The sequence below is a fragment of the Novosphingobium sp. ST904 genome, assembly GCF_001298105.1.
Lineage (GTDB): Bacteria > Pseudomonadota > Alphaproteobacteria > Sphingomonadales > Sphingomonadaceae > Novosphingobium.
This window is the reverse complement of sequence record NZ_LGJH01000166.1, coordinates 126,507-141,414: the sequence shown is the minus strand read 5'-3', so window position 1 is coordinate 141,414 and position 14,908 is coordinate 126,507. Positions and strand designations below refer to the sequence as shown.

The 14,908-nt window shown below is 64.9% G+C and carries 9 protein-coding genes and 3 pseudogenes; 4 read left to right on the top strand and 8 right to left on the bottom strand.

Features of this window, described 5'->3' with window-relative positions:
* Window positions 1-22 precede the first annotated feature (22 nt).
* The 5 genes from ADT71_RS28670 to ADT71_RS28650 all read right to left on the bottom strand — a co-directional run bounded on the left by ADT71_RS28670 (window position 23) and on the right by ADT71_RS28650 (window position 5,234).
* The gene (locus ADT71_RS28670; protein ID WP_082370620.1) at window positions 23-1,312 is read right to left on the bottom strand and encodes an MFS transporter; all 1,290 of its coding nucleotides are present in this window, start codon (window positions 1,310-1,312) and stop codon (window positions 23-25) included.
* 81 nt (window positions 1,313-1,393) lie between these two features.
* Entirely contained in the window at window positions 1,394-1,843 is a 450-nt protein-coding gene (locus ADT71_RS28665; protein ID WP_369818363.1) for a DUF2141 domain-containing protein, read from the bottom strand.
* A complete protein-coding gene (locus tag ADT71_RS28660) occupies window positions 1,810-2,544 on the bottom strand; it encodes a sterol desaturase family protein (RefSeq protein ID WP_054442105.1) in 735 nt (244 codons plus the stop codon). Before ADT71_RS28660 ends, ADT71_RS28665 begins: the two co-directional genes overlap by 34 nt.
* A gap of 121 nt (window positions 2,545-2,665) precedes the next feature.
* The gene (locus tag ADT71_RS28655; RefSeq protein WP_054442104.1) at window positions 2,666-4,165 is read right to left on the bottom strand and encodes a DEAD/DEAH box helicase; all 1,500 of its coding nucleotides are present in this window, start codon (window positions 4,163-4,165) and stop codon (window positions 2,666-2,668) included.
* A 274-nt stretch (window positions 4,166-4,439) separates the two neighbouring features.
* Entirely contained in the window at window positions 4,440-5,234 is a 795-nt protein-coding gene (locus ADT71_RS28650) for a 3'(2'),5'-bisphosphate nucleotidase CysQ (protein WP_054442103.1), read from the bottom strand.
* A gap of 165 nt (window positions 5,235-5,399) precedes the next feature.
* On the opposite strand from ADT71_RS28650, the gene sucC reads away from it, so the two are divergent.
* The 4 genes and pseudogenes from sucC (at window position 5,400) to ADT71_RS28630 (ending at window position 9,560) form a co-directional block, all read left to right on the top strand.
* Entirely contained in the window at window positions 5,400-6,599 is a 1,200-nt protein-coding gene (gene sucC, locus ADT71_RS28645) for an ADP-forming succinate--CoA ligase subunit beta (protein WP_054442102.1), read from the top strand.
* A 312-nt stretch (window positions 6,600-6,911) separates the two neighbouring features.
* Window positions 6,912-7,658 carry an electron transfer flavoprotein subunit beta/FixA family protein gene (locus tag ADT71_RS28640; protein ID WP_054442101.1) on the top strand — a complete coding sequence of 249 codons (747 nt, stop codon included), beginning with the start codon at window positions 6,912-6,914 and terminating at the stop codon, window positions 7,656-7,658.
* Window positions 7,659-7,686: 28 nt separating this feature from the next.
* Window positions 7,687-8,615: pseudogene (locus ADT71_RS28635) on the top strand (electron transfer flavoprotein subunit alpha/FixB family protein).
* Between the two features lie 111 nt (window positions 8,616-8,726).
* Window positions 8,727-9,560 (top strand): energy transducer TonB, encoded by an 834-nt coding sequence (locus ADT71_RS28630; protein ID WP_132468639.1) that lies wholly within the window; start codon window positions 8,727-8,729, stop codon window positions 9,558-9,560.
* 24 nt (window positions 9,561-9,584) lie between these two features.
* On the opposite strand, the gene ADT71_RS28625 is transcribed toward ADT71_RS28630, so the two are convergent.
* From ADT71_RS28625 to ADT71_RS28615, 3 genes and pseudogenes are all read right to left on the bottom strand, one after another.
* A complete protein-coding gene (locus tag ADT71_RS28625) occupies window positions 9,585-10,136 on the bottom strand; it encodes a GNAT family N-acetyltransferase (protein WP_231636291.1) in 552 nt (183 codons plus the stop codon).
* Window positions 10,133-11,351: pseudogene (locus ADT71_RS28620) on the bottom strand (DUF445 domain-containing protein). Before ADT71_RS28620 ends, ADT71_RS28625 begins: the two are co-directional and overlap by 4 nt.
* Window positions 11,352-11,452: 101 nt before the next feature.
* Window positions 11,453-14,895 (bottom strand): annotated as a pseudogene (locus ADT71_RS28615) (efflux RND transporter permease subunit).
* Window positions 14,896-14,908: the final 13 nt, after the last annotated feature.

Genomic DNA, 14,908 nt, shown 5'->3' with positions numbered 1-14,908 from the left:
CCGGCCGCGTTGCCCTACGCGATCAGGTCGGACGCAGGACGCCTTCGCCGAGCCGGGGAAGCGGGGCCAGGAATCGCAGCACCACGAAAGAAACGATGAGGAAGATCGAGGCGGCGTGCAGTGCGAAGGCAAGGTCGCGCCAGTCCGCCAGCGCGCCCCAGGTCCATGCGCCGAGCGCCATGCCGCCGAACGTCACCGCCTGGTAGATCGACAGGCAGCGGCCGAGGATATCGTCGGGAGAACGCAGCTGGACCGCCGTGTTGAGCGTGGTCAGGATCAGCACCCATGCCATGCCCGCCACGAAAGCGGCCGGGAGCGCGTAGATCAGTTCATGCGCGACCGCGACGAGCGAGAACGAGAAGACGAACATCGCCGATCCCAGGGCCAGAATTCCCTCCAGCCCCAGCATCCGGCGAATCTTGCCGATGAACGGCGCGGTTACGATCGAGCCTATGCCGAACAGGCCGAGCATGATCCCGAAGTCGATCTCGGTGCCCTGCATCGAATCGTTGATGACGGCGGGCAGCAGCCCCTGGTAGGCGGCAAGGCTGAAGCCCAGCGCAAAGCCGCGAATGAGCAGGCGGCGCAGCGGCCGGTTGCCGAAACAGAACCGCAGGCCGGTGGCCACTGCGGGCAGGATCGGGCGGCGGTTTATCTGGCGGGCTTCCGGCTTCCACCAGAGCAGCACGCAGATCAGGCCGACATAGCTGACCGCATTGATCGCAAAGGCGAAAGACACGTTCCACAGGGAGATCAGCAAGCCGCCCACCGCAGGGCCGATCGAGCGCGCAATGTTGAACGATATCGAATTCAGCGCGATCGCCTGCGGCAGCTTGTCATGATCCACCTGCTGGCGCACCGAAGCCTGCCAGGCCGGTGAATTGAGCGCGGTTCCCGTTCCCACGCTGAGCGTGAAGGCAAGCAGCAGGAACGGGGTCAACCAGCCCGCATAGGCCATGATGGCCAGTGCCGCCGAAACCACCAGCATGCCGATCTGCGCTGCCAGCATGACGATGCGGCGATCGAAGTTGTCGGCGATGGCCCCGGCAAAGACGCCGAACAGCATGATCGGCACCGTGGCGGAGGCCTGCACCAGTGCCACGAGCTGGTGCGAAGGGGTCAGTTCCGTCATCAGCCAGGCCGCGCCCACGCCTTGCAGGGTGGAACCGAGGTTGGAGAACAGGTTGGCGATCCAGATCGCGCGGAACACCGGATACCGGAACGGCGAGAACGTGCCGTGTACGGGCGGCGGAACCAGGTCCGCGGTGGCCGTTTCAACCACCTCCTCGACGATATCCTCTTCCCTGCTCACCGCTCCGGGGTAAGCGGCAGGATCGGGAGCGGCAAGCGCTTTAAATACTGCGCTGTGGCTGCCGCGAATTATCCATGCAGACTACAGGAGATAGCGCATCCTGATCGCGAGGCGGACGTCGGCCCCGCCCACGTCGAACGCGGCCTTCTCGAAGCTGGGCGGCCCCATCCGCACCGGCGCATCCCGGGAAAACCCGAATCCCTCGCGCGGCATCATCAGCGCGGTGTCGAGCTTGCCGTTGCCGTTCTCGTCATGAATCAGCGAGATGGCATAGCGCCCCTCGGGAACCCTGCCGAAATCCAGCGTGACCGGCCCCGTCACGGCAACGGTAAGCTTGCGCGCGGCGGGATCCTTCTCGCAATTGGGGAAAGCCTTGGGATTGGTGGTGAGACAGGCCAGTACCTGCCCCTTCTGCGAGCGCAGCGCGGTGACCGCCACGCTCACATCCACTCCCGGTGCTGCGGCCCCACCGGCCAGCGGCGCGCAAAGCAGCAGGATCAGGGCGCCGAAACGCCCCGGTCGGTTCCGCACAGATGATCCCAGAAGCGAAAATAGAGGCCGTAATTGCATCGGTATAGCTCATGATGGCGGTGATGATGGCTCGCCGTTATCAGCCAGTGGCCGATGCGCGAATGGACGAGGGCGCGGGGGAACATCTCCCAACCCATGTGATTGGCGATTCCCATCACCGTCATGATCGTCAGCACCAGGGCGAGCATGCCGACGTGGATCGGCACGACGAACACGAGCGCGGGAACCACCACGGCGCCGGTCACGGCCTCCAGCGGGTGGAAGCTCATCGCTGCCCAGGCGGTGGGCGGCTTGCTGGCGTGATGGACGGCATGCATCGCCCGGAACACCTTCGGCCGGTGCATCCAGCGATGGGTCCAGTAGAACCAGGTGTCGTGAAGGAAGAGATAGAGCAGCAGCGAAAGCGGCATCCACCACAAGGGGCGGGCCAGCGGATCGGTGTAGATCAGGGTCCAGCCATGGGCCTGCCAGCCCCAAGCGACCACGCCTGCCGGAATGCCGTAAATCGCCGAGGAGGCCAGAGACCAGCCGATCTCGGCCCTGATCTGGCGGTCCATGCCCCGGTAGAGGCCCGGGCGCACCCGCGCGGTAATCCATGCGAAGAGACCCGAGGTCCCGAGATAGCGCAATCCCACGATCGCCGTCATCGTGACGGCTGAAACGCAGAGCGCCCAGAGGCCGGGACCGGAAATCGATGGCATGGCCGGGGCTTATGCGCCCGCGCCCGGCCCGTGGCTAGGGCAGCCCCAAAAGAAAAGGATGCAGAAAGGCCCGAGCCCCTGCATCCCTTCCCTTACGATCCGGTGCGATCCGGGCCGGCGATCAGCTCGCGCGGCGGACGGCGCCCTTGTGCGTGCCGACGGTCTTGGCGCCGCGCGGACGGAAACGACGCTTGCGCTCGCCCTGATCCTCGGTGCCATGCTCACGGCGTTCGCCGCGCGGGGCATCGCTGCGCGGACGGTCGTCCCGGCGACGGTCGTCGCCACGGCGCTCGCCGGTACGCTCGCCCTGCGGACGATCGCTGCGATCGCGGCGCGGCTGCTGGCTGCGGTTGCGATCGCCGCCGCGTTCGTTGCGGTTGCCACCGCGACCGGCACCCTGCGGGGCGGCGGGAGCCTGGCGCGACGGCGCGGGCAGGCGGGCCGCCTGCTTCTGGAAATCCTCGGGCAGGCCAAGGGCAGCCAGCTTGACGCGGGTCAGCTTCTCGATGTCGCGGATATAGGGCTTCTCGTCCGGCGCGACGTAGCTGATCGCAACGCCATCGGCGCCGGCACGCGCGGTGCGGCCGATGCGGTGGACGTACTGTTCGGCAACGTTCGGGATTTCGAAGTTGTAGACGTGGCTGACGCCGCTGACATCGATGCCGCGTGCGGCGATGTCGGTGGCGACGAGGACGCGCACCGTACCCTGGCGGAAGCCGCCGAGCGCTGCGGTGCGCTGGGCCTGGCTCTTGTTGCCATGGATCGCGGCAGCCGGGATGCCGGCGGCGACAAGGTGGCGGACCACGCGGTCGGCGCCGTGCTTGGTGCGGGTGAAGACCAGCGCACGGTCGATCGCGCCATGCTCGGCCTTTTCGGCGGCGTCTTCGGCCAGGCCGTCACGCAGGCTGAGGGTAAGCAGCGCCTGCTTCTCGGCCTGGTTGATGAAGGTGGCGTACTGTTCGACGCGCTCGGCCGTGGTCGACTGCGGGGCGACTTCGACCTTGACCGGGTTGTTGATGAACTGCTTGCCCAGTTCGGCAATCGCCTGCGGCATGGTGGCCGAGAAGAACAGGCTCTGGCGCTGCTTGGGCAGGAGCGCGGCAACGCGCTTGAGCGGGACGATGAAGCCGAGGTCCATCATCTGGTCGGCTTCGTCGAGCACGAAGATCTCGACATGGCGCAGGGTCAGCGCGCGGCTGTCGATCAGGTCGAGCAGGCGGCCGGGCGTGGCAACGAGGATGTCGGTGCCGCGCTCAAGCGCACGGGCCTGCTTGCCGGCCGGCACGCCGCCGAAGATGCACTGGACCGAAAGGTTCAGGAACTTGGCATAGCCGCGCATGTTGTCGGCGATCTGCGCCGCCAGTTCGCGGGTCGGCGAAAGCACCAGCATGCGGCAGCCGGCGTTCTGGCGCGGCTTGGGGTCGCTGGCGAGGCGGTGCAGCGAAGGCAGCGAGAACGCGGCGGTCTTGCCGGTACCGGTCTGCGCGATGCCGAGAATGTCACGGCCCTCGAGCAGCGCGGGAATCGACTGGCGCTGGATCGGCGAGGGATCAGTGTAGCCCTTGGCCGCGAGCGCACGGAGAATCGGCTCGGCCAGACCAAGTTCGGAGAAATAGGACATGTGTCACTTTCACAAGGTGCGGGGCACGCGGAAGGTTCTTGGCCCGCGCACACAGCAAGGTGTCGTTACGGGCGACCCTGCGTGAAGAAGGAAGCTTGTTCAAAAGGACAACCGCTCGTCCGGGCCGGTCCGCATCGGGACGTCACGCTGCTCTCGGATTGCGGCAGGGAAGTACCCTACGCGCCGGTCGTCGGGGGCCATTTAGTGTGCGCTTCGATAAAACGCAAGATAATTGCGTAAGTCGGCAGAGACGTTGCCGGCAAGCCCCGCCGGCTCAGGCCGAGAATCGGCGGGCGCGGTCTGCCAGGCGTTCCACCGCGGCCTCGTGAATCGCGGGCGAGCTGACCAGAACGCCAAAGGCGCGGGGGTCGTGCTTGTTGTAATTGAGAGGCTTGCCGAAAGCATCGGTCACGGCGGCGCCTGCCTCGCGTGCGATCAATCCGGCAGCGGCGATGTCCCACTCGTAACCCCAGCGCAGGGTCGCCAGCAGGTCGGCCTCGTTCGCCGCGATCAACGCCATGCGCAGCGCGATCGAGTTCGGCTGGCTCACGAGCGTGAGATCGGCATCCTCGCTCGCCAGCTTCTTCGCCGGAACGCGTGCACCGGCCAGCGTCTCGCGGTGGCTGGCGCGCAGCGGCACGCCGTTGCGGCTGCTGCCCTTGCCCGCCTCGCCGTACCAGAATTCGCCGCCCGCATCGCGGCAACGCGCCGGAGCATACAGCAGGCCCAGCAACGGGCGGCGGGTGTTCACCAGCGCTACCGAGATGGCCCAGCCATCCCTGCCGGCGATGAAATCGCGGGTTCCGTCGATCGGATCGACCAGCCAGACCAGTTCGTGCCCCTGCCGCGCGGGAGAATCGGCAGTTTCCTCGGAAAGCCAGCCCGCCGAAGGCAGCAGGCTGGAAAGTTCGCGCTTGAGAAAGGAATCGACCTCGATATCCGCCGCGCTCACGGGGCTTCCGGGCGTTTTTTCCCAGTGCTCAAGGACATGGCCGTCCCCCGGCCATCCGGCCATGGCGATACGTCCGGCTTCACGGACAATGGCTTCAAGTCTGTCGCGATCGATCATGCGCGAGTCGTTCTGGCTATCCGGACGATCTGGAGGGGTCAGGTGATCCCATTGCGCAGGGAACGGGACTTTTCAAGCGCGCAGGGATGTGCTTATGCGGCGCGGTAAAAATCGGGGCCCTCCCGCGCCTTTCCTCTGACACTCCAGCAGAAAGCGATTTCAGCAATGAACATTCACGAATACCAGGCGAAGGAACTGCTTGCCAAGTACGGCGTCGGCATTCCCGCCGGCATCGCCGCCCTCACCGTCGAGGAAGCGGTTGCCGCTGCCAAGCAGCTCCCCGGACCGCTCTATGTCGTGAAGGCCCAGATCCACGCCGGCGGACGCGGCAAGGGCAAGTTCAAGGAACTCGGCGCCGATGCCAAGGGCGGCGTGCGCCTTGCCAAGTCGGTCGAGGAAGTCGAAGCTTTCGCCAAGGAAATGCTCGGCAACACGCTCGTCACCGTGCAGACCGGTGAAGCCGGCAAGCAGGTGAACCGCCTCTACGTGACCGACGGCGTAGACATCGCCAGCGAATACTACCTGTCGATGGTCGTCGACCGCGCCACCAGCCGCGTCGCCATGATCGTGTCGACCGAAGGCGGCATGGACATCGAGGATGTTGCCCACAACACCCCCGAGAAGATCACCACCGTCACCATCGACACCGCCGCCGGCTTCCAGCCGCACCACGGCCGCGCCGTTGCCTTCGCCCTGAAGCTGACCGGCGACCTCAACAAGCAGGCGCAGAAGATCGCCAAGCAGCTTTACGAAGCCTTCGTCGCGCTCGACTGCGACATGCTTGAGATCAACCCGCTCGTCGAAACCAAGGACGGCAACCTGCTCGTCCTCGACACCAAGATGAGCTTCGATTCGAACGCGCTCTACCGTCACCCCGACGTGCAGGCCCTGCGCGACGAGACCGAGGAAGATCCGGCGGAAGTCGAAGCCTCGAAGTACGACCTGGCCTACATCAAGCTCGACGGCGACATCGGCTGCATGGTCAACGGCGCCGGCCTCGCCATGGCGACGATGGACATCATCAAGCTCAACGGTTCGTTCCCGGCCAACTTCCTTGACGTTGGCGGCGGCGCCAACAAGGAAAAGGTGACCGCGGCGTTCAAGATCATCCTGCGTGATCCGAACGTGAAGGGCATCCTCGTCAACATCTTCGGCGGCATCATGAAGTGCGACGTCATCGCCGAGGGCATCGTTGCCGCGGCGAAGGAAGTGAACCTCTCGGTTCCGCTCGTCGTTCGCCTCGAAGGCACCAACGTCCAGCAGGGCAAGGACATCCTGGCCAATTCCGGCCTGCCGATCGTCCCCGCCAACGACCTGGGCGATGCCGCCAAGAAGATCGTGGCCGAGGTCAAGAACGCAGCCTGATCCTTGGATCACACGCGATCCCATATCGGATAATGCAGCGGCGGGGGTTTACGAGCCCCCGCCGTTTTGCGTTTGAAGCCGGGGTCCAAGCCTGCCTTTTCGAACTCAAAGTTATTCTGGGCCCGCCGTTTCTGCCGGGGCGATGCCACTTTTCGCGGATTTGCGATATGGCGCCCATTGTGATCCCTCGAAGGGCTCATCTCGCCGCCGGCAGGACTTGACGTATACGTCAATTGCCTATTAGGCGTGCCTTGAGTGGATTTAATCGAGCGGCTAAATAGTGCCGTGCCTGAAATGAGAGGACCCGATCAGATGAAGATCCTCGTGCCCGTAAAGCGGGTGATCGACTATAACGTGAAGCCGCGCGTGAAAGCTGACGGCACCGGCGTTGACCTTGCCAACGTCAAGATGAGCATGAACCCGTTCGACGAGATCGCGGTCGAGGAAGCCATCCGCCTCAAGGAAGCGGGCAAGGCTGAAGAGATCGTCGCTGTCTCGGTCGGCCCGGCCAAGGCACAGGACACGCTGCGCACCGCACTCGCCATGGGTGCCGACCGCGCGATCCTGATCGAAACCGATGCCGAAGTGGAACCGCTGGCCGTCGCCAAGATCCTCAAGGCGATCGTCGCCGAAGAGAATCCGGGCCTCGTGATCCTCGGCAAGCAGGCGATCGACGACGATTCGAACCAGACCGGCCAGATGCTCGCCGCGCTGCTGGGTCGCCCGCAGGGCACCTTCGCCAGCAAGGTCGAGATCGAGGGCGATCACGTTGCCGTGACCCGCGAAGTCGATGGCGGCCTTGAAACCGTCAAGCTCGCGCTTCCCGCGATCGTCACCACCGACCTTCGCCTGAACGAGCCGCGCTATGCTTCGCTGCCCAACATCATGAAGGCAAAGAAGAAGCAGCTCGATGTGAAGACCGCCGCCGATTACGGCGTCGACATCACCCCGCGCCTCAAGACCCTCAAGGTCTCCGAGCCGCCCGTCCGCTCGGCGGGCGTGAAGGTCGCCGACGTCGATGCGCTGGTCGCGAAGCTCAAGGAACTGGGCGTCGCCTGAGGGCACAGCCCGGGAAGGATTTGAAACGATGAAGACGCTCGTTTGGGTCGAACACGACAACGCGTCGGTCAAGGACGCGACGCTCCACACCGTCACCGCTGCCGCCAAGCTCGGTGAAGTCCATCTGCTGGTCGCCGGCTCCGGCTGCCGCGCCGTTGCCGAACAGGCCGCGAAGATCGCCGGTGTCGCCAAGGTCCACCTGGCCGACAACGCCGCCTATGAGCACGCCCTGGCCGAAAACCTCGCGCCGCTGATCGTCGAACTCATGGGCCACCACGATGCGTTCCTGGTGCCCGCCACGACCACCGGCAAGAACGTCGCCCCGCGCGTTGCCGCGCTGCTCGACGTGATGCAGCTTTCGGACATCCTCTCGGTCGAAGGCGAAAAGACCTTCACCCGTCCGATCTACGCCGGCAACGCCATCGCCACCGTCGAATCGAGCGACGCCAAGCTGGTCATCACGGTGCGCGGCACCGCCTTCGAGAAGGCTGCTGCCGAGGGCGGCTCGGCCGCCATCGAAGACGTGGCAGGTGCCGGTGACGCCGGTCTTTCCAGCTTCGTGGGCGCCGAACTCGCCAAGTCGGAACGCCCGGAACTGACCAGCGCCAAGGTGATCGTCTCCGGCGGCCGCGCGCTGAAGGATTCGGAAACCTTCGAACAGGTCATCCTGCCGCTCGCCGACAAGCTCGGCGCGCCGTCGGCGCCTCGCGCGCGGCGGTCGATGCGGGCTATGTGCCCAACGACTACCAGGTCGGCCAGACCGGCAAGATCGTGGCTCCCGAAGTCTACATCGCGGTCGGCATCTCGGGCGCGATCCAGCACCTTGCGGGCATGAAGGATTCGAAGACCATCATCGCCATCAACAAGGACGAGGACGCCCCGATCTTCCAGGTCGCGGATGTCGGCTTGGTGGCCGACCTGTTCACCGCCGTGCCGGAGCTTACCGGCAAGCTCTGAGCGGCGCTGAAGGACTGAAGCAACGGAACCCCGGCCAGATAATGGCCGGGGTTTTCGTTTAAGTGCAACAGTTTCCCTATATCGCCCTGGTCGGGCATCGGGGGATTCTGCATGAGATGGGTACCGAAACGGCGGGCAAGCTGGCTTGCTGCCGCCGCGTTGTTGTCGCCGGTTTCGCCAGCGCAGGCCGCTCACGCAATCGACCTCCCGCGGAGCAGTCCATGGACTTTCCGCTACGACGCCGATTCCTGCGACATGGCCGCCGTTTTCGGGGCCGACAACCGCTCTCTCGTCATCACCTTCTCGGGATTCGCTCCGGACAAGCCTTTCCAGATCACGCTGGCCGGTGAGGGAATGGATTGGCACCTTCCCGAAGCCGAGGGCTGGATCGATCTTGGCAATGGCGCGCAACCGCGGCGCGTTACAGTTCTGAGCGCATCGGGCGCCCATCAGGCATCCATGCTGCTCGTTACCGAAGCCGAACTGGAACCGTGGATCTCCGAAGGTGGAAACAGCACGAATTCCACTCTGACCTTCACTGTACCTTCGCGCATATCGTACAGGCTGGGAGTCAGCGGGTTTCACGATGCGATGCGCGTTATGCGGCAATGCACGGTAAATCTTGAACTCCAATGGGGCTTCAAGCCGTGGGAACAGCGTACGCGCTCCCGCCCCGAGCCCACGCCCGGTTTCAAGGCCTGGATGCGCAAGGGCGACCATCCGGAATTCACGGTGCCTGAAGGTATCGGCGGCTTCCTGCGGTTCCGTCTCGGTGTGGATGCCGAGGGCCACGTCACGGATTGCCATATTCAACGCGCGATCGGACCTGGCAGCTTCGGCGAGCAGGTCTGCCGGCAGTTCGTCCTGCGGGGTCGTTTCATGCCCGCTCACGATGCCAGGGGCGCTCCGGTCGCGTCTTACTTCGCCGGAGCAGCCCTGTTCTGAAGGTCCGGGAAGCGCGCCGCCCGGTCAGGAAACCCGCTCGAACAGATTAACGATAACCGTCTCCCCGTTTTCGCCGAGGTCGTGATTTCCGCAAGGAATGAAGCCCAGTGCTCCGGCCACCCGCTCGGAGGCTGTATTGCCCTCCTCGATCATGCAGGCAATGCGGCGTGGTCCGTGAGTCACGTCGAACCAATCCAGTACGGCGCGCATGACCTCCTTTGCCAGGCCGATTCCCCAGTGATCGTACCGGACGATCCAGCCCGCCTCGGGTACGTCGTCCATGCCTTTCCCAAAGCCCCGCCAGCTATGGAACACACCGCAGTTGGCAACGATCTCGCCATTCCCGCCACGCCTGCGCACCGGGAAGGTCCCATAGCCGTGCAGCGCCCAGGACCCGCCGTTGCGCTGGAGGCGCTCGAAAACGCCCTTCTTCTCGGCTTGCGTAAGGCCGAGGAACCGCCGCGTCTCCTCATCGGCCAGCAGGCGGACCATATCGTCGAGATCGCTTGCCTGCGGCTTCCAGAGTTCGAAACGCTCGGTAACGAGCAGCGGGCCATCCAGCACGGCAAGGCTCACAGCAACTGGTCCGCAACGTGGATGCATACGCCGAACAGGCCGCCGACCAGCGTGCCGTTGATGCGGATGAACTGAAGGTCGCGGCCCACGGCGCCCTCTATGCGGTCCGTCACGGTGCGCGCATCCCAGCGCTTGACGGTTTCGGATACCAGCCTCACGATTTCCCCCCCATAGCGCGACACGATCCCGACGAGCGTGCGGCGCGCGAAACGATTGACCATGTACTGCAACCGCGCGTCGTCGCCCAGTGCCTGACCCAGTTGCGCAAGGCTTTCCCCCAGCGCACCGGACAACGCCTTGTCGGGATTGCGCACGGCCTTGAGCAAGGCCGCGCGAGTGCGTTCCCACATGCCGTCGAGCCAGGCGGCGACTGCGGGGTTTTCGATCAGTTCGTTCTTGATGCGCTCCACCTTCGCCTGCGTCTCGGGCTTGCTTCGCAAGTCCTCTGCAAGCTTGGCGAGCGCCTCGTCGATCCTGGCGCGCAGGGGATGGTCGCTGGACGATCACTTCGGCCAGCAGCCGGTAGGCGCCGTCGAGCACGCCGTTTGCCAGCCGCTCGTCCAGCCCGGTCCAGCGCATGATGCTGTTGGCGCGCTGATGGATCATCTCGCGGATCAGCGGCTCGTTGCTCTCGATAGCCTCGCCGATCTTGCGCAGCACGCTTTCGAGCACCGGCAGGTGCCTGCGGTCGGCAATCGCACTGGTCAGCATCTGGCCGAGCAGGGGCGCCGCATCGATCTTCTCGAGCTGACGGCGCAGGCCGGTCTTGACCATGCCGCCCATCTGCTCGGGATCCAGCGATTCGAGCACGTCGGCCAGCAGGTTGGCCGCGCCGGCACGAATGCGGGATTGCTCGTCACGCGCGGGATCGGAAAGGAACGCCCCGGTGGCGGCCGCAAGGTTGAAGCCCTTCAGACGCCGGGCGACGACTTGTGGCGTGAGGAAATTGTCCCTCAGGAACATCGCCATCGAATCGGCTATACGGTCCTTGTTGTCGGGAATGATCGCGGTGTGCGGGATCGGCAGGCCCAGCGGATGGCGGAACAGCGCGGTCACAGCGAACCAGTCTGCCAGACCGCCGACCATGGCCGCTTCGGTAAAGGAGATCGCGTATCCGAGCGGCCCGCTCCATTCCGGGTGCAGCACCGCCAGCCGTTTGAGAACGATGAAGGCCGCCGCCATGAACAGCAGCAGCCCCGTCGCGAACAGGCGCATGTGCCGGGCCCGGTCGTTCACGACCGGGCCGAGCCGGAAAAAGTCTTGCCGTGCCACGGAGATGCTACGCTTGGGGGCCGGCAATGTTCCTCCTGCTCTTGCTATTCGGCCGCGATCGGCTGGGGAAGTGCGATTCCACCCTGGGTGGCGGCATCCTCATGGGCGTGGTGCGGCTCGAACGTGAGCAGCTTGCGGCGCAGCCACGGACCCACCCGCTTTTCGAAGCCATCAGCCAGGCTGAAGGCAGCCGGCACGATCACCAGAGTCAGCATGGTGGACACCAGCAGGCCGCCGATCACGGTGATGCCCATTGGCGCGCGCCATGCCGCATCGCCCGAAAGCGAGATCGCGGTCGGCACCATGCCCGCCGTCATGGCCACGGTGGTCATGATGATCGGCTGCGCGCGCTTGTGCCCGGCGTCCATGATGGCCGTGAGCTTGTCGACACCCTTCTCCATTTCCTCGATCGCGAAGTCGATCAGCAGGATGGAGTTCTTGGCAACGATGCCCAGCAGCATCAGGATGCCGATGTAGACCGGCATCGAGATCGGCTGGCCAACGATCACCAGCGCCAGGAGCCCGCCCAGCGGGGCCAGCAGCAGCGAGGCCATGTTCACCAGCGGCGAGACGAAGCGCTTGTAGAGCAGCACCAGCACCGCGAAGACCAGGAAGATACCGCTGATCACCGCGATCACGAAGCTGTTGACCATCTCGGCCTGCCACTTGTCCTCGCCGACGGGGGCGTTCGACACGCCGGTCGGCAGGTTCTTCATGATCGGCAGGTTCTGGATCTGCTCCATGATCGGACCCTTTACCTGCCCTTCGCCAAGGTCGGCGCGACGAAGATGCGGCGCGACTGGTTGTAGCGCTGGATCTGGGTCGGACCGGCACCGAAGCGAATCTCGGCCACGCGCTTGAGCGGCACGGAGCCGCCGGTTGCGGTGGTCACGGGAAGATTCTCGATCGTGGAATAGTCCCGGCGCGAGGCGCGGGCGAGAATGACCCGGATCGGGACCTGCCGGTCGCTCAGCGAGAACTTGGCAGCGTTCTGGTCGATCTCGCCAAGCGTGGCGATGCGGATGGTCTGGCTGAGCGCCGCCGTCGTCACGCCGAGCTGCGCCGCGAGGTCGAGGCGCGGCACGATCACCAGTTCCGGTCGCTGCAGGTCGGCGGCGATACGAGGTGCAATCACGCCCGGAATCGTACGCATCTGTTCAGCCAGGGTCTGCGCCGTCTTGTTGAGCAGTTCCGAATCGCTGCCCGAGAGCATCACCGAAATATCGCGGCCACTGCCGAATCCGCCCGACTGCGTGGCAAATGTCACGCGGGCATCAGCGATGTTCTGCAGTTCGGGCGCCATGCGGCGTTCGAACTCGATGCTCGTGGCCTTGCGCTGGTCGGCCGGCTTGAGCGCGATGTAGAGCGACCCCCTGCCCTCGCGCGAAGCCTCGAGGATGTGCTGCACTTCAGGCTGCCGTTCGAGCAGGTGCGTGACCTTGTCGGCCACCACCACGGTCTGCTCGATGGTGGTGCCGGGCACCATCTCGATGTTGACGGTGCTGGTGTCGTTGTTGGTGTTGGGCTGGAACTGCGAGGGCAGCCCCGCCAGCAACGCGAACGTCACGACCAGCGCGTATATGCCCGCACAGAATGCGTAGAACCGGTGGTCGTGCATCCGCGCGCTGATCCGCGCCGAGAAATAACGGTACCAGGTGCCCATGCGTCCGGCGAAGTGAGCCAGCCACCGCAGCGCCTTGCCGAGCACATAGATCGCCACGGGAATGCCGAGAGGTGCGATCGCCGAGGCCAGCACGAAGGCCGCCTTGCCCAGCCCCATCTTGCCGAGCACGAAGTTCGCGCCCTGGAAGATCATGTAGGCCGCACCGATGCCCCCGCCCAGCATGAGCAGGATCGCCACCATCGCGATGAGATAGTACCACCAGCGCGACGGCGCCTTGACCAGCCGGGACTTGAGACGAAGCGCCTCACGCGAATCCAGCGTCCAGGCCAGAACCTTGAGATAAAGGTCCATGCCCTTGCCGCCGCCGTGTTCGGCATGGCCGTGAGCCTTGAGGAAGTAGGCCGCGACCATCGGCGTGATAAGGCGCGCCACGGCAAGGCTCATCAGCACCGCCGCAACGACCGTCAGGCCGAAGGCCTTGAAGAATTGCCCCGGAATGCCCGGCATGAGCCCGACCGGCAGGAACACCGCGACGATCGAGAACGTAGTGGCGACGACCGCGAGGCCGATTTCGTCTGCCGCGTCGATCGATGCCTGATAGGCCGATTTGCCCATGCGCATGTGGCGCACGATATTCTCGATCTCGACGATGGCGTCATCGACCAGGACCCCCGCCACGAGGCTGAGCGCCAGCAGCGAGAGGAAGTTCAGCGTGAAGCCGAGCATGTCCATGAACCAGAACGTCGGGATCGCCGAAAGCGGGATCGCGATCGCCGAGATCATCGTCGCGCGCCAGTCACGCAGGAACAGGTAGACGATGACGATGGCCAGCACCGCACCCTCGACCAGCGCTTCCATCGAGCTGGTGTACTGTCCCTTCGTGTAGTCCACGTCGGAGAACAGGCGCGTGATGTGGATGTTGGGGTTTTCCTTGCGGATCTTGTCCAACGCCTTGGCGGCGCCGTCATAGACGGCCACGTCCGAAGCCCCGAGAGCCCGCGTGAAGCCGAAAGTCACGACCTCGCGGCCGCGCAGCTTGGCGATGCGGGTCTGCTCGGAATAGCCGTCGTAGACCTTGGCGATATCCGAAAGCTTGACCTGCCTGCCGCCGCCAAGGTTGATGCGGGTCTGCGAAAGCTGATACGCATCCTGCGCATTGCCCAGAACGCGGACCGACTGGCGCGATCCGGCGATTTCCGCTTGGCCGCCGGCAGCGTCGGTGTTGACCTGCCGCAGCACGCCGTTGATGTCGTTCGCGGTAAGGCCCAGCGCGATCATCCGCTGCGGATCGACGACGACGCGGATTTCACGGTCCACGCCGCCGTTGCGCTCCACCGAGGCGAGGCCTTCGATCGAGAGCAGGGTCTTCGAGATCGTATCGTCGACGAACCAGCTGAGCTGCTCCATCGTCATGTCGTCGGCACTGACGGCGTAATAGGCCAGATTGTCGCCGTTGGCCTCGATCTTGGTGACCATCGGTTCGAGAATGCCGTCCGGCAGCTGCCCGCGCACCTGATCGACGGCGTTCTTGACCTGGTTCGTGGCAACGTCCGGATTGGTGCCGACCGTGAAGAACACCAGCGTGGTCGACGTGCCTTCCGAGGCGGTAGACTGGATTTCCTCGATCCCGGGAACGGACCGGACCGCGCCCTCAATGATCTGGGTGATCTGCGTCTCGATCTCGGTCGGGGCGGCGCCCGGCTGCGAGATCATGACGTGAACGCCCGGGAATTCCACGTCCGGCATGTTGTTCACGTCCATGCGCATGAACGAGACCACGCCGGCGATCATCACGCCGATGAAGAAGACGATCGGAATGATCGGATTGCGGATCGACCAGGCCGAGATGTTGCGTAGGCTCATCGCGCTATGTCCG